The sequence below is a fragment of the Plantactinospora sp. BC1 genome (assembly GCF_003030345.1).
Taxonomy (GTDB): domain Bacteria; phylum Actinomycetota; class Actinomycetes; order Mycobacteriales; family Micromonosporaceae; genus Plantactinospora.
The window spans coordinates 6024326-6042166 of record NZ_CP028158.1 but is presented as its reverse complement, the minus strand read 5'-3'; the positions used below and the strand labels follow the sequence as shown (position 1 = coordinate 6042166).

Genomic DNA, 17841 nt, shown 5'->3' with positions numbered 1-17841 from the left:
TAGACAATGGCTATCCGTAAGTACAAGCCGACGACGCCGGGCCGGCGTGGCTCCAGCGTCGCCGACTTCGCCGAGATCACCCGGTCCACCCCGGAGAAGTCGCTGCTGGTTCCGCTGCCGAAGAAGGGCGGGCGTAACGCCCACGGCCGGATCACCACGCGGCACCACGGTGGCGGGCACAAGCGGCAGTACCGTCTGATCGACTTCAAGCGGGTCGACAAGGACGGCGTGCCGGCGAAGGTCGCGCACATCGAGTACGACCCCAACCGCACCGCGCGGATCGCGCTGCTGCACTACCTCGACGGCGAGAAGCGGTACATCCTCGCGCCGAAGGACCTGAAGCAGGGCGACCGGGTCGAGTCCGGTCCGGGCGCCGACATCAAGCCGGGCAACAACCTGCCGCTGCGCAACATCCCGGTCGGTTCCACCGTCCACGCGGTGGAGCTGCGTCCCGGCGGTGGCGCCAAGCTGGCCCGCTCGGCCGGCGTCGGCATCCAGCTGCTGGGCCGGGAGGGGGCGTACGCCACGCTGCGGATGCCCTCCGGCGAGATCCGGCGGGTCGACGTGCGCTGCCGGGCCACCATCGGTGAGATCGGCAACGCCGACCAGTCAAACATCAACTGGGGCAAGGCCGGCCGGATGCGCTGGAAGGGCCGTCGCCCGACCGTCCGTGGTGTGGCGATGAACCCGGTCGACCACCCGCACGGCGGTGGTGAGGGTAAGACCTCCGGTGGTCGTCACCCGGTGAACCCGCAGGGTAAGCCCGAGGGTCGTACCCGGCAGAAGGGCAAGGCGAGCGACCGCCTCATCGTCCGCCGCCGCTACGCCACCCGTAAGCGCGGCTAAGGGAGATAGGTAGACATGCCTCGCAGCCTGAAGAAGGGCCCGTTCATCGACGACCACCTGCTCAAGAAGGTGGAGACGCAGAACGAGAAGGGCTCGAAGAACGTCATCAAGACCTGGTCGCGCCGTTCGACGATCATCCCGGACATGCTCGGGCACACGATCGCCGTGCACGACGGGCGCAAGCACGTCCCGGTGTTCATCACCGAGGCGATGGTCGGGCACAAGCTCGGTGAGTTTGCGCTGACCCGCACGTTCAAGGGTCACGAGAAGGACGACCGGAAGAGCCGCCGGCGCTGAGCGCCGACCACGGATAAAGGATCAAGGGGTTTCAGCGATGCCAGTAAAGGGCGACGCTCCGGTGCTTCCGGGCGCGCGGGCGGTTGCGCGACACGTGCGCATCTCGCCGACCAAGGCGCGCCGGGTGGTCAACCTCGTCCGCGGTCTGCCCGCGAAGGAGGCGCTCACGGTGCTGCAGTTCGCGCCGCAGGCGGCGAGTGAGCAGGTTTACAAGGTGCTCGCGAGCGCGATCGCCAACGCGGAGAACAACGAGCGGCTGGACCCCGACGCGCTGCTCGTCAGCGAGGCGTTCGTGGACGAGGGCCCGACGATGAAGCGGTTCCAGCCTCGGGCGCAGGGCCGGGCGTACCGGATCCGCAAGCGGACCTGCCACATCACCATCGTGGTGGAGGCCGTGGCGCCGACGGCCCCGGCCGGGCGGGGTGCGGCGAAGAAGGCCGCTCCGGCCAAGGCGACCAAGTCGACCGAGCCGGCCGCGACCGAGCCGACGACCGAGGGCGGCCAGACGCAGAGCAAGACGGAGGGTGCCGAGTAATGGGGCAGAAGGTTCACCCGCACGGGTTCCGGCTCGGCATCTCGACCGACTGGAAGTCCCGCTGGTACGCGGACAAGCTCTACAAGGACTACATCGCCGAGGACGTCAAGATTCGGCGGATGATGTCCAAGGGCCTGGAGCGGGCCGGCATCTCGAAGGTCGACATCGAGCGGACCCGGGACCGGGTGCGGGTCGACATCCACACCGCCCGGCCGGGCATCGTCATCGGCCGCAAGGGCGCCGAGGCGGACCGCATCCGTGGCGAGCTGGAGAAGCTGACCGGCAAGCAGGTGCAGCTCAACATCCTTGAGGTGAAGAGCCCGGAGTCGGACGCGCAGCTCGTCGCGCAGGGCGTGGCCGAGCAGCTCTCCAGCCGGGTCAGCTTCCGGCGGGCGATGCGTAAGGCCATGCAGTCCGCGATGAAGAACCCGATCGTGCGGGGCATCCGGGTGCAGGTCTCCGGCCGGCTCGGCGGTGCCGAGATGAGCCGTACCGAGTTCTACCGCGAGGGTCGGGTGCCGCTGCACACGCTGCGGGCCAACATCGAGTACGGCTTCTTCGAGGCCCGGACCACCTTCGGCCGGATCGGCGTGAAGGTCTGGATCTACAAGGGCGACGCCGTACCCGGTCGGGAGGCCCCGGCCGAGACGGGTCCGGCGCGTCCGCGCCGCGAGCGGGGCGACCGTCCCGACCGGCCGCGTCGCGGCCGTTCCGGTTCCTCCGGCACCACGCCGGGTGGCACCGAGGCGGGTCGGGCCGCGCAGGCGGAGGCCTCCGGTACGCCCGCCGAGGCGACGAACGACAGCGCCGCGCCGGCCACCGCCGCGGCGACTCCGGCGGGTTCCGCCGGAACGGACAGCTCAGCGCAGGAGGGCTGACAGATGCTGATGCCGCGCAAGCCCCCGAAGGGCTTCCGCAAGCCGCACCACCCCGACCGCCACGGCGCGTCGAAGGGCGGCAACCGGGTGGTGTTCGGCGAGTTCGGAATCCAGGCGCTCGAGCCCGCGTACGTGACCAACCGGCAGATCGAGTCGGCACGTATCGCGATGACCCGGCACATCAAGCGTGGTGGCAAGGTCTGGATCACCGTTTTCCCGGACCAGGCCCTGACCAAGAAGCCGGCCGAAACGCGGATGGGTTCCGGTAAGGGCTCGCCCGAGTGGTGGGTGGCGAACGTGAAGCCGGGGCGGGTGCTCTTCGAGATGTCCTTCCCCAACGAGCAGATCGCGCGAGAGGCGATGCGTCGCGCGATCCACAAGCTCCCGATGAAGTGCCGCATTGTGACGCGCGAAGTGGGTGAAAGCTGATGGCCGCGGGCGTGAAGGCCAGCGAGCTGCGTGAGCTCTCCGAGGAGGAGCTGGTCAGCCGGCTCCGGGAGGCCAAGGCGGAGCTGTTCAACCTCCGCGTCCAGTCGGCGACCGGTCAGCTGGACAACAACCGCCGGCTCCAGGTCATCCGCCGGGAGATCGCCCGGATCTACACGATCATGCGTGAGCGTGAGCTTGGGCTTTCGGCCGCGCCGACTGAGGTGACTGCATCATGAGTGACGAGACCACCACCACCGCGCAGGCGCGGGCTCAGCGCAAGGTCCGGGAGGGCCTCGTGGTGAGCGACAAGATGGAAAAGACCGTGGTCGTCGAGGTCGAGGACCGGGTCAAGCACGCGCTGTACGGCAAGGTCATGCGCCGCACCAGCAAGCTGAAGGCGCACGACGAGCAGAACGCGTGCGGCGTGGGCGACCGGGTGTTGCTCATGGAGACCCGTCCGCTCTCCGCCACCAAGCGGTGGCGGGTTGTGGAGATCCTCGAGAAGGCCAAGTAAGAGCCGTACCGCAGGCTCAGGGTTCCGCCAAGCTCAGCCGGCACGGTACTTCGGTCGACGAAGGCAGGCCGGATGAACCGCCGGCTGAGAACTGGCAGACATAGGAGATAGACGTGATTCAGCAGGAGTCGCGACTGCGCGTCGCCGACAACACGGGTGCCCGGGAGATCCTGTGCATCCGGGTGCTCGGTGGCTCCGGTCGGCGCTACGCGGGCATCGGCGACGTCATCGTGGCCACGGTCAAGGACGCCATTCCCGGTGCCGGTGTGAAGAAGGGCGACGTCGTCAAGGCGGTCGTCGTCCGCACCGCCAAGGAGAAGCGGCGGCCGGACGGCTCGTACATCCGATTCGACGAGAACGCGGCCGTGATCATCAAGGATGGTGGCGACCCACGAGGTACCCGTATCTTTGGCCCGGTTGGCCGTGAGCTGCGGGACAAGCGGTTCATGAAAATCATCTCGCTCGCGCCGGAGGTGTTGTAAACCGTGAAGGTCAAGAAGGGCGACACAGTCATCGTCATCGCCGGCAAGGACAAGGGTGCCAAGGGCAAGGTCATCGCGGCCTACCCGCGGCAGGACAAGGTCCTGGTCGAGGGCGTGAACCGGGTCAAGAAGCACACCCGCATCCGCACCACCCAGCGCGGGGCGAAGACCGGCGGCATCGTCACGCAGGAGGCCGCGATCCACGTCTCGAACGTGATGGTCGTGGACTCCGACGGCAACCCGACGCGGGTCGGGTACCGGATCGACGAGGGCGGCCAGAAGGTCCGCATCGCGCGTAGCACCGGTAAGGACCTGTGATGACGGCAACCGAGACCAAGACGCTGCCCCGGCTCAAGCAGCGGTACCGCGAAGAGATCGTGGGGCAGCTCCGCGAGCAGTTCCAGTACGGCAACCCGATGCAGGTGCCCGGACTGGTCAAGATCGTCGTCAACATGGGTGTCGGCGAGGCGGCCCGGGACGCGAAGCTGATCGACGGCGCCGTACGCGACCTGGCCACCATCTCCGGCCAGAAGCCGCAGGTCCGCCGGGCCCGCAAGTCCATCGCGCAGTTCAAGCTCCGCGAGGGCATGCCGATCGGTGCGAAGGTGACCCTGCGCGGCGACCGGATGTGGGAGTTCCTGGACCGGCTCCTCTCCATCGCGCTGCCCCGGATCCGGGACTTCCGCGGTCTGGACGGGCGCAAGCTCGACGGGAACGGCAACTACACGTTCGGCCTGACCGAGCAGTCGGTGTTCCACGAGATCGACCAGGACCGGATCGACCGCGTACGGGGCATGGACATCACGGTGGTGACCACCGCCAAGACCGACGACGAGGGCCGGGCGCTGCTCAAGCTCCTGGGCTTCCCGTTCAAGGAGAACTGAGGACTGATATGGCGAAGAAGGCGCTGATCCTCAAGGCCGCCGCGAAGCCGAAGTTCTCGGTTCGCGCGTACACCCGCTGCCAGCGTTGCGGGCGGCCGAAGGCGGTCTACCGCAAGTTCGGCCTCTGCCGGGTCTGCATCCGGGAGATGGCCCACCGCGGTGAGCTGCCCGGCGTGTCGAAGGCTTCCTGGTGACACTGCGCCCCATCCGTGGGTGGCGGAGCGAGGACCGCGACGCCACCCGCTTTGGGCCCAGCCACGTCCCGACCGATATCCGGGGCGAGGATCGCAACGCCGTAGGCCCGGGCCACTGCCCCGGGAACCCCGGCGAGAAAGGCTGACGAGATCCATGACGATGACCGACCCGATCGCAGACATGCTGACGCGTCTGCGTAATGCCAACCAGGCGTACCACGACCGGGTGACGATGCCCTACTCGAAGATCAAGGCGAACATCGCCGAGGTCCTCAAGTCCGAGGGCTACATCGCCACCTGGGCTGTCGAGGAGCCCGAGGAGGGCGTCGTCGGCAAGCGACTGGTCGTCGAGCTGAAGTACGGCCAGAACCGGGAGCGGAGCCTGGCCGGCATCAAGCGCGTGTCCAAGCCCGGCCTCCGGGTGTACGCCAAGTCGGACGGGCTCCCGCGGGTGCTCGGTGGACTGGGCGTGGCGATCATTTCGACGTCCCAGGGGCTGCTGACCGACCGGCAGGCCCGCAAGCGGAGCGTTGGCGGGGAAGTCCTCGCCTTCGTCTGGTAACGGGAGACAGAGAGAAATGTCGCGTATTGGACGTAAGTCGATCCCGGTGCCCTCCGGCGTCGAGGTGACCATCGACGGCTCGACCGTCAAGGTCAAGGGGCCGAAGGGCGAGCTGTCGCACACCCTGGCCGAGCCGATCACGGCCGAGCGGGGCGAGGACGGCGAGCTGCACGTCAACCGGCCGAACGACGAGCGCAAGGCCAAGGAGCTGCACGGCCTGAGCCGTACCCTGGTGGCGAACATGATCGTCGGTGTGACCGAGGGCTACCGCAAGACCCTGGAGATCGCCGGCACGGGTTACCGGGTCACCGCCAAGGGCAGCGACCTGGAGTTCGCGCTCGGGTTCTCGCACCCGGTGCAGGTGAAGGCCCCGGCCGGGATCACCTTCACCGTCGAGCGGCCCACCCTGTTCCACGTGGCCGGCATCGACAAGCAGCAGGTCGGCGAGGTCGCCGCCAACATCCGGAAGATTCGTCCGCCGGAGCCGTACAAGGGCAAGGGCGTCAAGTACCAGGGCGAGGTCATCCGCCGCAAGGCCGGAAAGGCGGGCAAGAAGTGACCGCCAACGGTAGGGCGAGGGCATCCGCCGGCCGCGAGGCTGGGAGAAAGGCAGGTAAGAAGTGACCGCCACACTGCTCAAGCGTCGCCGCGGGGTCGCCGCCAAGCGCGCCATCGGGCGGGCGCGTCGGCACTTCCGGGTCCGCAAGACCGTCACCGGCACCGCCGAGCGGCCGCGTCTCGTGGTCACCCGCTCGCTGCGGCACATCACCGCGCAGATCGTGGACGACGGCAGGGGCCACACGCTGGTCTACGCCTCGACCATGGACGAGTCGATCCGGGGTGCCGAGGGCGACAAGAGCGCCCTGGCCGGCAAGGTCGGCGCGCTCGTCGCCGAGCGGGCCAAGGCCGCCGGGATCTCCAAGGTCGTCTTCGACCGCGGTGGCAACCAGTACGCGGGGCGGATCGCCGCGCTGGCCGACGCGGCCCGCGAAGCCGGGCTCGAGTTCTAAACCCCGTCACGAGGAGAAAGGAAGGCTGCTGATGCCAGGTCAACAGCGCCGTGGCGGCGGGTCCGGTGGCAACGAGGGTGGTCGCCGCGACAACCGCCGTGAGGGCGGTCGCGGAAACGCGCCCGCCGAGAAGACGCCGCATCTTGAGCGGGTCGTCGCCATCAACCGGGTTGCCAAGGTCGTGAAGGGTGGTCGTCGCTTCAGCTTCACCGCCCTGGTGATCGTCGGCGACGGCGACGGCACGGTCGGGGTGGGCTACGGAAAGGCCAAGGAGGTGCCCGCGGCGATCGCCAAGGGTGTCGAGGAGGCCAAGAAGCACTTCTTCAAGGTGCCCCGGATCGGTGCCTCGATCCCGCACCCGGTCACGGGCGAGGACGCCGCCGGTGTGGTGCTGCTCAAGCCGGCCAGCGCCGGTACGGGTGTCATCGCCGGTGGTCCGGTCCGGGCCGTACTGGAGTGCGCGGGCATCCACGACGTGCTCTCCAAGAGCCTCGGCTCGTCCAACCCGATCAACATCGTGCACGCCACGGTGGCGGCCCTGAAGGGGCTGGAGTCGCCGGAGGCGGTCGCGAAGCGTCGGGGCCTGCCGGTCGAGGACGTCGCCCCGGCCGCCATGCTGGCGGCCCAGGCGGGGGTGACGGCCTGATGGCACGCCTGAAGGTGACCCAGGTCCGGTCCGGCATCGGGACCAAGCACAACCAGCGCGAGTCGCTGCGGTCGCTCGGTCTCAAGCGGATCAACGACGTGGTGGTCAAGGAGGACCGCCCCGAGATTCGGGGCATGATCTTCACCGTGAGCCACCTCGTGAAGGTCGAGGAGGTCGAGTAATGACGATCAAGGTCCACCACCTGCGCCCGGCCCCCGGAGCGAAGACCGAGAAGACCCGGGTGGGTCGCGGTGAGGGCTCGAAGGGGAAGACCGCCGGTCGCGGTACCAAGGGTTCCAAGGCCCGGAAGAACATCTCGGCGGCGTTCGAGGGTGGGCAGATGCCCATCCACATGCGGCTGCCGAAGCTGAAGGGCTTCAAGAACAAGTTCAAGGTCGTGTTCCAGGTGGTCAACCTGGACCGGCTCGCCGAGCTGTTCCCGGAGGGCGGCCAGGTCGGTCCGCAGGAGCTGGTTCAGGCCGGCGCCGTCCGCAAGGGCCAGCCGGTGAAGGTTCTCGGTACCGGGGAGCTGGGCGGGGTCGCCCTCCAGGTGTCGGCGCACGCGTTCAGCGCGTCGGCCAAGGAGAAGATCACCGCTGCCGGCGGCTCGGTGACGGAGCTGTAGGACGTCGCGGTCGAGGCGCTCGCCCAGTTGATGGCAACTGGCGGGCGCCCTGACCTACTAGGGGTCCATCGATCCCGTTAACATCGGAAACGGTGAATGTTCTCCGGGTGGATCTGCCCGGGAGCGCGCCGGACTGTTAGAGTCCGATCCCAGCTATGGGTATCGGGTCGATCGCCCGACAACCACCCCGTCCCGCCATGAACCACCGGCGGCCGCCTCGCGCAGGAGGAAGAAGTTGCTCTCCGCCTTTCTCAGTGCGTTCCGCACGCCTGACCTGCGCAAGAAGCTGCTGTTCACAGTAGGCATCATCGCGGTCTACCGGCTCGGTGCGACGCTGCCCAGCCCGGGCGTCTCCTACGGCAACGTGCAGCAGTGCATCCAGACCATGGAGTCGGGTGAGGGCAACGGCGTCTTCAACCTGCTCAACCTCTTCTCCGGCGGCGCGCTGCTCTCGCTGTCGGTCTTCGCGCTGGGCATCATGCCCTACATCACCGCCTCGATCATCCTGCAGCTGCTCACCGTGGTCATCCCGCGGTTGGAGCAGCTCCGCAAGGAGGGCCAGGCCGGTCAGGCGAAGATCACGCAGTACACCCGTTACCTCACCCTCGGCCTGGGCATCCTGCAGGCCTCGGCGTTCGTGGCGCTGGCCCGTTCCGGCCAGCTCTTCAACGGGATGTGCCAGGAGTTCCCGATCATCCCGGAGGGCACCGGCCTGCCGACCTGGCTGACCGTGACCGTCCTGGTGATCACGATGACCGCCGGTACCGGTGTCGTGATGTGGCTCGGCGAGCTGATCACCGACCGCGGCGTCGGCAACGGCATGTCGGTGCTGATCTTCACCTCGATCGCCGCCCGGCTGCCCAGCGAGGGCTGGACCATCAAGAACAACAAGGGCTGGGGCATGTTCGGCCTGGTCCTGGTCCTGGTCCTGGTGGTCATCACCGCGGTCGTCTTCATTGAGCAGGCCCAGCGCCGCATCCCGGTGCAGTACGCCAAGCGCATGATCGGCCGGCGGATGTACGGCGGCACCTCCACCTACATCCCGCTGAAGGTGAACCAGGCGGGTGTGATCCCGGTCATCTTCGCGTCGTCGCTGCTCTACCTGCCGTCGCTGCTGCTCCAGTTCTTCGACCAGAACAACCTGAACAACTGGCAGACCTGGGTGCAGAACCACCTGGTGCAGCCGGACAGCCCGACCTACATCAGCGTCTACTTCCTGCTGATCATCTTCTTCACGTACTTCTACGTCTCGATCACGTTCAACCCGACCGAGGTCGCGGACAACATGAAGAAGTACGGCGGGTTCGTCCCGGGCATCCGGCCGGGCAAGCCGACCGCCGACTACCTGGACTTCATCCTGAGCCGGATCACCCTCCCCGGTGCGCTCTACCTGGGCCTGATCTCGATCCTGCCGAACTTCTTCTTCATCTGGCTGGACAGCCAGCAGTACCAGAACTTCCCGTTCGGCGGCGTCGCGGTGCTGATCATGGTCGGTGTCGGGCTGGAGACCGTGAAGCAGATCGAGAGCCAGCTCATGCAGCGGAACTACGAAGGGTTCCTGCGGTAGATGCGACTCGTTCTGGTCGGTCCCCCCGGGGCGGGCAAGGGGACCCAGGCCGAGTTCATCGCCGCCCACCTCGCCGTGCCCAAGATCTCGACAGGGGACATCTTCCGGGCCAACGTGTCGCAGGGCACCCCACTCGGTGTCGAGGCGAAGCGTTACATGGACGCCGGCAAGCTGGTGCCCGACGAGGTGACGATCAACATGGTCCGGGACCGGCTCGCCCGCCCGGACGCGGCCGAGGGCTTCCTGCTGGACGGATTCCCTCGGACGACCCCGCAGGCCGCGGCGCTGGACAAGCTGCTCGCCGATCTGGGCACCGCCCTGGATCTGGTCATGGAGCTGGTCGTCGACGACGACGAGGTCATCCGGCGGCTCTCCGGCCGGCGTACCTGCCGGGGCTGCGAGAAGGTCTGGCACATCGAGTTCGACGCCCCCTCGGTGGCGGGCGTCTGTGACCGGTGTGGCGGTGAGCTGTTCCAGCGGGACGACGACAAGGCGGAGACGATCGCCGAGCGGCTGCGTGAGTACGCCAGCAAGACCGCACCGTTGATCGACTACTACGGCGCGCAGGGCAAGCTGGTCGGGATCGACGCCACCGGGCCGGTGGAGGACGTCACCGTCCGGGCTATCGACGCCCTGCGGTCGTACGGCGGATAGGCTGGGCACCATGCGCCGACCCCAGCTGGACATCCAGCTGAAGACCCCGGAGCAGATCGAGCTGATGCGGGCTGCCGGGCTCGTCGTCGCGGCGGCCCTGGAGCGGATGCGCGCGGCCGTGGCTCCCGGCGTCTCCACCGCCGATCTCGACGCGATCGCCGAGTCGGTGATCCGGGAGGCCGGCGGCACCCCCTCGTTCAAGGGCTACCACGGTTATCCGGCCTCGATCTGCTCCTCGGTCAACGAGCAGATCGTGCACGCCATCCCGGCGCCGACCCAGGTGCTCCGGGACGGCGACCTGATCTCCATCGACTGCGGGGCGATCCTCGACGGCTGGCACGGCGACGCCGCGATCACGGTCGGGGTCGGCGAGGTCCGTCCGGAACTGCTCCGGATGGCCGAGGCCGCCGAGGACGCGATGTGGGCGGGGATCCGGGCCGCGGCGCGCGGCATGCTCAGCGGTCGTGGCCGGCTGACCGACATCTCGTACGCGGTGGAGCGGGCGGTCCGGGCCGCCGGCCGGTACGGCATCGTCGAGGGGTACGGCGGGCACGGCATCGGCACCGAGATGCACCAGGACCCGCACGTGCTCAACCACGGCCGGCCCGGGCGTGGCCCCCGGCTGGTGCCGGGGATGGCGCTGGCGATCGAGCCGATGGTGACCCTGGGCTCGCCCCGGACGGTGGAGCTGGACGACGGCTGGACGGTGATCACCCGGGACGGGTCGATCGCCGCACACGTCGAGCACACGATGGCGCTGCTGGACGACGGCGTCTGGGTGCTGACCGCTCCGGACGGCGGTCGGGCCCGGCTCGGTGACCTGGTCACCGCCCGGGAGCCGGCCACGTCGTCCCCCGGCTGACGGCCCCAGCCCGTTCGAGGAGTGGGCGGGCTGGACCCGTGGTGGCATCCTCGTAGTCATGGACCGGCGGGACCAGATGCGCGCTGCGGACTCCGATCGCACGGCCGTGGCCGACCAGCTCCGGCAGGCCCTGAACGAGGGCCGTCTCGACCTGGGCGAGTACGACGACCGGCTCCAGCGGGCGTACGCCGCGAAGACCTACGCCGACCTCGACGGGCTGCTCACCGACCTGCCGGGTACGGTGCCGGTCGACCAGGCCCAGCTGGTGCCGACCGACCCGAAGCCCGCGGTGTTCCGTCCCGGACCCGACGGCCGCTATCCGGGCGCCACCCGGGCCTGGCTGGCCGACACCTGGGACGGCTATTTCGGCCTGGTCGGCCTGGTGGTCGCGATCTGGGCGGTCACCTCGGTGCTGGCGACCGACTTCCTCTACTTCTGGCCGGGTTGGGTGGCGGGCCCGCTGGGCGCGGTGCTGCTGGTCGGCACGGTCACCGGGCTGGCGAAGGGTGAGCCGCAGCGCTGGGCCGCCAAGCAGGCGGCGAAGCAGGCCGCGAGGGAGCGGGCGAAGATCGAGAAGCGGGCCCGGATCGAGGAGCGGAAACGCCGCCGGGACGAACAGGCCGGCCAGGGGGAACCCGCCTGATATAGTCGCGTTCGTCCGATCCGACCACCCGGGAGTCCCCGGGTTGGCGCTGGCGTGCGGGCGCGCGTACACTGGCTGATCGGCGCACAGCGTCCACTCCGGCATGCCCACCCGCGCTTCGGTGGGGCCGGAGCCGCGGCTGGCTCGGATGTTCTCCATCCGGGAAAGGCGTTGTGAGCCGTCCGGAGTAACCGACGTCAGGACAGCGGAGGACATGCCGAAAAAAGACGGAGCCATCGAGATCGAGGGCCGAGTGATCGAGCCACTCCCGAACGCCATGTTCCGGGTGGAACTCGCCAACGGCCACAAGGTGCTGGCTCACATCAGCGGCAAGATGCGGCAGCACTACATCCGCATCCTGCCCGAGGACCGGGTCGTCGTCGAGTTGTCGCCGTACGACCTGACCCGAGGGCGCATCGTCTACCGCTACAAGTGAACGTCGCCGGACCGTTCGCGGGTCCGGGGCACGTGCACTCTCTGACGACGGCCGGGTGTCCGTGTCCGTCCTCAAGACTCGACGGCGTCAGCGCGCTGCCGGGCACAGATGGGAAAGTAAGGCAACCGTGAAGGTCAAGCCGAGCGTCAAGAGGATCTGCAACAAGTGCCGGGTGATCCGCCGGCACGGCCGGGTCATGGTCATCTGCACCGACCCGCGCCACAAGCAGCGTCAGGGCTGATCCGCAGCCGCCGCCGGTGCGTGCCGGCGGCGTCGACGGTGCGTCCCGACCGCAGATTCCGTACAACAACACAAGCTCGTCCCAGCCGCGAGCGCGAGATCGCCCAGCGAGAACGCAGTCGTGGCCGACCCCCGGTCGGAGGCCGGGGCCCGCAGGTTTGGGCAGGCGGGATGGGGCGGGTACAGACCTCCGCGAAAGAATCCGAGGAGTACGCCCGCACATGGCACGGCTAGCCGGCGTCGATCTCCCCCGCGAGAAGCGGCTGGAGATCGCGCTCACCTACATTTTCGGGGTCGGTCGGACCCGCGCGGTCGAGACGCTCGCCGCCACCGGCATCTCCCCCGACAAGCGCGCCAAGGACCTCACGGACGAGGAGCTGGTCCAGCTCCGGAACCACATCGAGGCGAACTACAAGGTAGAAGGCGACCTGCGCCGCGAGGTCGCCGCTGACATCCGCCGCAAGGTCGAGATCGGCTGCTACGCGGGCATCCGGCACCGCCGGGGTCTGCCCGTCCGTGGTCAGCGGACCCGTACCAACGCCCGGACCCGGAAGGGCCCGAAGCGGACCGTCGCCGGCAAGAAGAAGCCCGGCAAGAAGTAGAGCTGAACCGGAATTCGGGTCGATCTCCACCGAGGTAGGCCGGACTCCGACCCGATCCGGAAAGTCAACTAGGAGCGCACAGACTCATGCCACCGAAGGCTCGCGCCGGGGCCGCCGTAAAGAAGGTCCGGCGCAAGGAACGCAAGAACGTCGCCCACGGGCAGGCGCACATCAAGAGCACGTTCAACAACACCATCGTCTCCATCACGGACCCGACCGGTGCCGTCATCTCCTGGGCCTCCGCCGGCCAGGTGGGCTTCAAGGGTTCCCGCAAGTCGACTCCGTTCGCCGCGCAGCTCGCCGCCGAGGCCGCCGCGCGCCGGGCCATGGAGCACGGCATGCGCAAGGTCGACGTGTTCGTCAAGGGCCCCGGTTCCGGCCGGGAGACCGCCATCCGTTCGCTGCAGGCCGTTGGCCTGGAGGTCGGCCAGATCGCCGACGTCACGCCGCAGCCGCACAACGGGTGCCGTCCGCCGAAGCGTCGTCGGGTCTGAGAGGTAGACGAAGAACATGGCTCGTTACACCGGTGCCGACTGCCGCCGTTGCCGTCGGGAGAAGATGAAGCTGTTCCTCAAGGGCAGCAAGTGCGATGGCCCGAAGTGCCCGTTCGAGTCCCGGCCGTTCCCGCCCGGGCAGCACGGCCGGGGCCGCACCAAGGAGACGGAGTACCTGCTCCAGCTCCGTGAGAAGCAGAAGGCCCGCCGCGTCTACGGCGTCCTGGAGAAGCAGTTCCGGGGGTACTACGAGGAGGCCGTCGCCAAGAAGGGCAAGACCGGCGAGATCCTCCTCCAGATCCTGGAGTCGCGGCTCGACAACGTGATCTACCGGGCCGGCCTGGCGAAGTCGCGCGACCACGCGCGGCAGCTCGTCAAGCACGGCCACCTGACGGTGAACGGCCGCAAGGTCGACATCCCGTCGTACCGGGTGAAGGAGCACGACATCGTCGAGGTCCGGGCCAAGTCCAAGGAGCTGACGCCGTTCATCGTGGCGCAGGCCGAGGCCGGCTCGAAGACGGTGCCGGCCTGGCTGGAGGCGATCCCCAGCCAGATGAAGGTGCTGATCCACTCGCTTCCGGCCCGGGGCGTCATCGACACCCAGGTCCAGGAGCAGCTGATCGTCGAGCTCTACTCGAAGTAACGGTTCCTGGCGCTCCCGCGCCGGCTCCCGGCCTCACCGCCGGGAGCCGGCCCGGAGCGCCGGACAGAAGTTTGGGCATCAAATAGCGGGTGCCCCGAACGAAAAGGAAACAGCATGCTCATCACCCAGCGGCCGACCCTCACCGAGGAGTCGATCAGCGAGACCCGGTCCCGGTTCACCATCGAGCCGCTCGAGCCGGGTTTCGGGTACACCCTGGGCAACTCGCTCCGGCGGACCCTGCTCTCCTCCATCCCGGGCGCGGCGGTCACCTCGATCAAGGTCGACGGTGTGCTGCACGAGTTCACCACCATCCCGGGCGTCAAGGAGGACGTGGTCGAGCTCGTCATGAACGTCAAGGAGCTCTGCGTCAGCTCCGACCACGACGAGCCGGTCAGCATGTACCTGCGCAAGCAGGGCCCCGGCGACGTCACCGCCGGTGACATCCAGCCCCCGGCCGGTGTCTCCGTGCACAACGCCGACCTCAAGCTCGCCACCCTGAACGGCAAGGGCCGGCTCGACATGGAGCTGACCGTCGAGCGGGGTCGCGGCTACGTCACCGCCGCGCAGAACAAGCAGGCCGGCGCCGAGATCGGCCGGATCCCGGTCGACTCGATCTACTCGCCGGTGCTGAAGGTGACGTACCGCGTCGAGGCGACCCGGGTCGAGCAGCGTACCGACTTCGACCGGCTGATCATCGACGTCGAGACCAAGGCGTCGATCGGGCCGCGTACCGCGCTCGCCTCCGCCGGCTCCACCCTGGTCGAGCTCTTCGGGCTGGCCCGGGAGCTGGACGAGAGCGCCGAGGGCATCGACATCGGCCCGTCGCCGCAGGACGCGCAGCTCGCCGCCGACCTGGCGCTGCCGATCGAGGAGCTGGACCTCACCGTCCGGTCCTACAACTGCCTCAAGCGCGAGGGCATCAACACGGTTGGCGAGCTCATCGGGCGTACCGAGGCCGATCTGCTCGACATCCGGAACTTCGGGCAGAAGTCGATCGACGAGGTCAAGATGAAGCTCGCCGGCATGGGGCTGGGGCTGAAGGACTCGGCGCCCAACTTCGACCCGGCGCACGTCGTCGACTCCTTCGGCGAGGCCGACTACGACACCGACGACTACCGCGAGACCGAGCAGCTTTAGTCCGGGGCTAGCCGGAGATCCGGCCACCCACTGGAGATCCGGCCACCCACTATTGAGGAGCACCAAGAATGCCCACGCCCACCAAGGGCCCCCGCCTCGGCGGTAGCCCCGCGCACGAGCGGATGATCCTGGCCAACCTGGCCACCGCGCTGTTCCAGCACGGCCGCATCACCACCACCCAGACCAAGGCCAAGCGGCTCCGCCCGCTCGCGGAGCAGCTCATCACCAAGGCCAAGCGGGGCGACCTGGCGTCCCGCCGGCGGGTGCTGACCGTCGTACGGGACAAGGACGTGGTCTTCGCCCTGTTCGACCAGATCGCTCCCCGGTTCGCCAACCGTCCCGGTGGCTACACCCGGATCGTGAAGACCGTCCCGCGCAAGGGCGACAACGCGCCGATGGCCATCATCGAGCTGGTCGAGGAGCTGGTCGAGGCTCCGGCGGCACCGGCGAAGAAGACCGCCGCCCGCAAGGCGGCCCAGCAGGACAAGGTCGAGGCGCTCGCCCCGGACGAGGAGACCCCGCGTTCCTCGTCGCCCGACGACCGGAACGACCAGGACGCCGAGGCGCCGGAGTCGCGCTCCGGCGACACCGGGGCGGCCCGGGAGGACACCGACGAGGCCGACACCAAGTAACACCGACGAACGAGGCCGGGCCCGGCATCCCCGCAGGGGTGTCGGGCTGCGGCATATCTGGAGCTGGTCGTGGAGCACGAGGTGGATGAGGAGCGGACCCGGGTACGCCTGGACGTCGCCTACGACGGCGGCGACTTCTCCGGCTGGGCCGCCCAGCCCGGTCGGCGTACCGTCGCCGGGGTGCTGGTCGAGGCGCTGACCAGGATCGTCGGGCCGGATCGGGTCAGTGGGCTGACCGTGGCGGGACGGACCGACGCCGGGGTGCACGCCAGCGGGCAGGTCTGCCATCTCGACCTGCCGAGCCCGGTGTGGCGGCAGTGGGCGGAGACGCTGCTGCCCCGGCTCGCCGGGGTACTGCCGCCGGACGTCCGGGTCCGCGCCGTGACCGAGGTACCGGCCGAGTTCGACGCCCGGTTCTCGGCCACCTTCCGGCGCTATGAGTACCGGGTCACCGACGCCCCGTACGGCGCCGAGCCGCTGCGCCGGCACGAGGTGCTGGCCTGGCCCCGCCCGCTGGACCTGGCGGCGCTGAACCAGGCCGCCGCCGGGCTGGTCGGCGAGCACGACTTCGCGGCGTACTGCCGGCGCAAGGAGAACGCCACCACGGTGCGGGAGCTGACCCGGCTGGACTGGCGGCGCGACCCGGACGGTCTGCTGGTGGCCACGGTGCAGGCCGACGCGTTCTGCCAGTCGATGGTGCGCAGCCTGGTCGGGGCGATGCTGGTGGCCGGGGACGGGCGGCGCCCGGTCGACTGGCCGGGTGGGCTGCTCGGGCGGCGGGAGCGGGCCAGCGAGGTGAGCGTGGCGCCGCCGCACGGCTTGACCCTGGTCGCGGTCGGCTACCCGGCCGATCCTGCCGAGTACGCAAGCCGCGCGCTGCGTACCCGTCGGCTCCGGCTCACCGCCTCGGCCTGAGCCGGCCGGCGGACCCGGCGGTGTCGCGCCGCCGGCCCGGGCTCAGTCGGACCCGGCCGGGCTCGCCGGGCCGGACGGGGTGAGAGCGCGCTGGTCGAGCACCTTGCCGCGCAGGTACACCTCGATCATGTCGGAGAGGATCTGCCGGGCGAAGAGGTCCTGGTCGCCGATGGTCTTGCCGTCGCTCTTGGCGACGACGCAGTAGATCAGGAAGTGGCCGCGGACGTGCCAGCCGGCCTGGGCCGAGGCGGCGGTGACGGCCTCGGTGCCGCGTCCGGCGGCGAGACCGAGGAAACGGCCCTTCCGACCGTCCACGATCGGCTTGATCTTCTCGCGCGCCGAGGTCGCCCCGGCCTCGTCGGCCAGGTTGACGATGCCGGCGGTCGCGACGTACAGGCCGGTGGGGGAGCGTACGGTGCCGCGGACGAACTGGCTGCACCCGGCCTCCTGGAGTACGGCCGCGATCTGGCCGTCGGCGACGAGATCGCACTCCTCCGCCTGCTGCGTCTTGAGCAGTTCGTACGCCGACTGCTCGGGGTCGACCAGCACCTCCTTGCCGTTCGGAAAGACCTCCTTGACGGTCAGGGGAGCCGGATCGGCGGTGCGGGAGCTGATGTCCCGGGGTGCGACACCGGCACCGGCGCCGTCGGCCGCCCGGGAGTCCCGGCCGACGGGGTCGTCGACCATGAAGAAGTAGGAGCTGAGCCCGCAGATCCCGAGCAGGAGCAGTACCCCGAGCGAGCCGATGATCAACTGCCAGGTCCGCTTGGAACTGCGCAGCGGTGCGGCGGTGTCGCCGGACGTCGACCCGAGGGTGGCGAGGGCGGAGCCGGGGGCCGGGCCGCCCGAGGGTTTGGCCGGGGCGGGAGCGGGTTTCGCCGGGCCCGGGGCCGATCGGGACGTACGTTCCGGGGCGGCCGGGGTACGGGCCGGCGAGACCGGGGAGGCGCCACCGGCCGGGCCGGTACGCACACCCTGCCCCGACGGTCCCGACCGACCGCCGCCGGGTGGCCCGGAGCGCGGCCCGGCGGGTGAGCCCGGGACCGGCGGCCCGGAGCGTGGTCGTGGTGCGCCCTCGGGGCCGGAGCGCGGCCCGGCGGGTGAACCCGGGACC

30 protein-coding genes are annotated in these 17841 nt (G+C 69.4%); 29 read left to right on the top strand and 1 reads right to left on the bottom strand.

Annotation, left to right across the window (positions count from 1 at the left end):
- Window positions 1-6: 6 nt before the first annotated feature.
- From rplB to truA, 29 genes are all read left to right on the top strand, one after another.
- The gene (rplB, locus tag C6361_RS26495) at window positions 7-846 is read left to right on the top strand and encodes a 50S ribosomal protein L2 (RefSeq protein ID WP_107260900.1); all 840 of its coding nucleotides are present in this window, start codon (window positions 7-9) and stop codon (window positions 844-846) included.
- A gap of 15 nt (window positions 847-861) precedes the next feature.
- On the top strand, window positions 862-1143 hold the full coding sequence (gene rpsS, locus C6361_RS26490; RefSeq protein WP_101368142.1) for a 30S ribosomal protein S19: 282 nt from the start codon (window positions 862-864) through the stop codon (window positions 1141-1143).
- A 37-nt stretch (window positions 1144-1180) separates the two neighbouring features.
- Window positions 1181-1678 carry a 50S ribosomal protein L22 gene (rplV, locus tag C6361_RS26485; protein ID WP_107260898.1) on the top strand — a complete coding sequence of 166 codons (498 nt, stop codon included), beginning with the start codon at window positions 1181-1183 and terminating at the stop codon, window positions 1676-1678.
- Window positions 1678-2556 (top strand): 30S ribosomal protein S3, encoded by an 879-nt coding sequence (rpsC, locus tag C6361_RS26480; RefSeq protein ID WP_107260896.1) that lies wholly within the window; start codon window positions 1678-1680, stop codon window positions 2554-2556. Before rplV ends, rpsC begins: the two co-directional genes overlap by 1 nt.
- A gap of 3 nt (window positions 2557-2559) precedes the next feature.
- Entirely contained in the window at window positions 2560-2985 is a 426-nt protein-coding gene (rplP, locus tag C6361_RS26475; RefSeq protein ID WP_088647000.1) for a 50S ribosomal protein L16, read from the top strand.
- Window positions 2985-3221, top strand: a complete 237-nt coding sequence (gene rpmC, locus C6361_RS26470; RefSeq protein ID WP_107260894.1) for a 50S ribosomal protein L29 — start codon at window positions 2985-2987, stop codon at window positions 3219-3221. Before rplP ends, rpmC begins: the two co-directional genes overlap by 1 nt.
- Window positions 3218-3499, top strand: coding sequence for a 30S ribosomal protein S17 (gene rpsQ, locus C6361_RS26465; protein ID WP_107260893.1), 282 nt, complete (start codon window positions 3218-3220; stop codon window positions 3497-3499). The genes rpmC and rpsQ overlap by 4 nt, the downstream gene beginning before the upstream one ends.
- Window positions 3500-3612: 113 nt before the next feature.
- Entirely contained in the window at window positions 3613-3981 is a 369-nt protein-coding gene (gene rplN / locus C6361_RS26460; protein WP_089244879.1) for a 50S ribosomal protein L14, read from the top strand.
- 3 nt (window positions 3982-3984) lie between these two features.
- On the top strand, window positions 3985-4299 hold the full coding sequence (rplX, locus tag C6361_RS26455; protein ID WP_101368136.1) for a 50S ribosomal protein L24: 315 nt from the start codon (window positions 3985-3987) through the stop codon (window positions 4297-4299).
- The gene (gene rplE / locus C6361_RS26450; protein WP_107260891.1) at window positions 4296-4865 is read left to right on the top strand and encodes a 50S ribosomal protein L5; all 570 of its coding nucleotides are present in this window, start codon (window positions 4296-4298) and stop codon (window positions 4863-4865) included. The genes rplX and rplE overlap by 4 nt, the downstream gene beginning before the upstream one ends.
- Before the next feature lie 8 nt (window positions 4866-4873).
- Entirely contained in the window at window positions 4874-5059 is a 186-nt protein-coding gene (locus C6361_RS26445) for a type Z 30S ribosomal protein S14 (RefSeq protein WP_007073023.1), read from the top strand.
- A 154-nt stretch (window positions 5060-5213) separates the two neighbouring features.
- Window positions 5214-5621 carry a 30S ribosomal protein S8 gene (rpsH, locus tag C6361_RS26440; RefSeq protein ID WP_107260889.1) on the top strand — a complete coding sequence of 136 codons (408 nt, stop codon included), beginning with the start codon at window positions 5214-5216 and terminating at the stop codon, window positions 5619-5621.
- A gap of 16 nt (window positions 5622-5637) precedes the next feature.
- Window positions 5638-6180: a 50S ribosomal protein L6 gene (rplF, locus tag C6361_RS26435; RefSeq protein WP_107260887.1), complete on the top strand. Its 543-nt coding sequence runs from the start codon at window positions 5638-5640 to the stop codon at window positions 6178-6180.
- A gap of 73 nt (window positions 6181-6253) precedes the next feature.
- Window positions 6254-6631 (top strand): 50S ribosomal protein L18, encoded by a 378-nt coding sequence (rplR, locus tag C6361_RS26430; protein WP_234359660.1) that lies wholly within the window; start codon window positions 6254-6256, stop codon window positions 6629-6631.
- Window positions 6632-6662: 31 nt separating this feature from the next.
- On the top strand, window positions 6663-7277 hold the full coding sequence (rpsE, locus tag C6361_RS26425; protein WP_101368132.1) for a 30S ribosomal protein S5: 615 nt from the start codon (window positions 6663-6665) through the stop codon (window positions 7275-7277).
- Window positions 7277-7459, top strand: a complete 183-nt coding sequence (gene rpmD / locus C6361_RS26420; protein ID WP_013735939.1) for a 50S ribosomal protein L30 — start codon at window positions 7277-7279, stop codon at window positions 7457-7459. The genes rpsE and rpmD overlap by 1 nt, the downstream gene beginning before the upstream one ends.
- The gene (rplO, locus tag C6361_RS26415) at window positions 7459-7902 is read left to right on the top strand and encodes a 50S ribosomal protein L15 (protein ID WP_101368131.1); all 444 of its coding nucleotides are present in this window, start codon (window positions 7459-7461) and stop codon (window positions 7900-7902) included. Before rpmD ends, rplO begins: the two co-directional genes overlap by 1 nt.
- 235 nt (window positions 7903-8137) lie before the next feature.
- Window positions 8138-9469 carry a preprotein translocase subunit SecY gene (secY, locus tag C6361_RS26410; RefSeq protein WP_107260883.1) on the top strand — a complete coding sequence of 444 codons (1332 nt, stop codon included), beginning with the start codon at window positions 8138-8140 and terminating at the stop codon, window positions 9467-9469.
- Window positions 9470-10123, top strand: coding sequence for an adenylate kinase (locus tag C6361_RS26405; protein ID WP_107260881.1), 654 nt, complete (start codon window positions 9470-9472; stop codon window positions 10121-10123).
- Between the two features lie 10 nt (window positions 10124-10133).
- A complete protein-coding gene (map, locus tag C6361_RS26400) occupies window positions 10134-10985 on the top strand; it encodes a type I methionyl aminopeptidase (RefSeq protein WP_107260879.1) in 852 nt (283 codons plus the stop codon).
- 58 nt (window positions 10986-11043) lie between these two features.
- A complete protein-coding gene (locus C6361_RS26395; protein WP_234359017.1) occupies window positions 11044-11628 on the top strand; it encodes a DUF1707 domain-containing protein in 585 nt (194 codons plus the stop codon).
- Between the two features lie 214 nt (window positions 11629-11842).
- The gene (infA, locus tag C6361_RS26390) at window positions 11843-12064 is read left to right on the top strand and encodes a translation initiation factor IF-1 (RefSeq protein ID WP_007073013.1); all 222 of its coding nucleotides are present in this window, start codon (window positions 11843-11845) and stop codon (window positions 12062-12064) included.
- 127 nt (window positions 12065-12191) lie between these two features.
- On the top strand, window positions 12192-12305 hold the full coding sequence (gene rpmJ / locus C6361_RS26385; RefSeq protein ID WP_012184307.1) for a 50S ribosomal protein L36: 114 nt from the start codon (window positions 12192-12194) through the stop codon (window positions 12303-12305).
- A 220-nt stretch (window positions 12306-12525) separates the two neighbouring features.
- Complete coding sequence (rpsM, locus tag C6361_RS26380) at window positions 12526-12906, top strand: 30S ribosomal protein S13 (protein ID WP_107260877.1); 381 nt, start codon at window positions 12526-12528, stop codon at window positions 12904-12906.
- Window positions 12907-12992: 86 nt separating this feature from the next.
- Window positions 12993-13400 (top strand): 30S ribosomal protein S11, encoded by a 408-nt coding sequence (gene rpsK / locus C6361_RS26375; protein WP_030329919.1) that lies wholly within the window; start codon window positions 12993-12995, stop codon window positions 13398-13400.
- Window positions 13401-13416: 16 nt separating this feature from the next.
- Complete coding sequence (gene rpsD / locus C6361_RS26370) at window positions 13417-14043, top strand: 30S ribosomal protein S4 (protein WP_101368125.1); 627 nt, start codon at window positions 13417-13419, stop codon at window positions 14041-14043.
- 114 nt (window positions 14044-14157) lie between these two features.
- Window positions 14158-15180 carry a DNA-directed RNA polymerase subunit alpha gene (locus C6361_RS26365; RefSeq protein WP_101368124.1) on the top strand — a complete coding sequence of 341 codons (1023 nt, stop codon included), beginning with the start codon at window positions 14158-14160 and terminating at the stop codon, window positions 15178-15180.
- Window positions 15181-15248: 68 nt separating this feature from the next.
- Window positions 15249-15812: a 50S ribosomal protein L17 gene (rplQ, locus tag C6361_RS26360; RefSeq protein WP_107269345.1), complete on the top strand. Its 564-nt coding sequence runs from the start codon at window positions 15249-15251 to the stop codon at window positions 15810-15812.
- A gap of 81 nt (window positions 15813-15893) precedes the next feature.
- Window positions 15894-16727: a tRNA pseudouridine(38-40) synthase TruA gene (gene truA / locus C6361_RS26355; protein WP_107271198.1), complete on the top strand. Its 834-nt coding sequence runs from the start codon at window positions 15894-15896 to the stop codon at window positions 16725-16727.
- Window positions 16728-16769: 42 nt separating this feature from the next.
- On the opposite strand, the gene C6361_RS26350 is transcribed toward truA, so the two are convergent.
- Window positions 16770-17699 carry a hypothetical protein gene (locus C6361_RS26350; protein ID WP_107269344.1) on the bottom strand — a complete coding sequence of 310 codons (930 nt, stop codon included), beginning with the start codon at window positions 17697-17699 and terminating at the stop codon, window positions 16770-16772.
- Window positions 17700-17841: the final 142 nt, after the last annotated feature.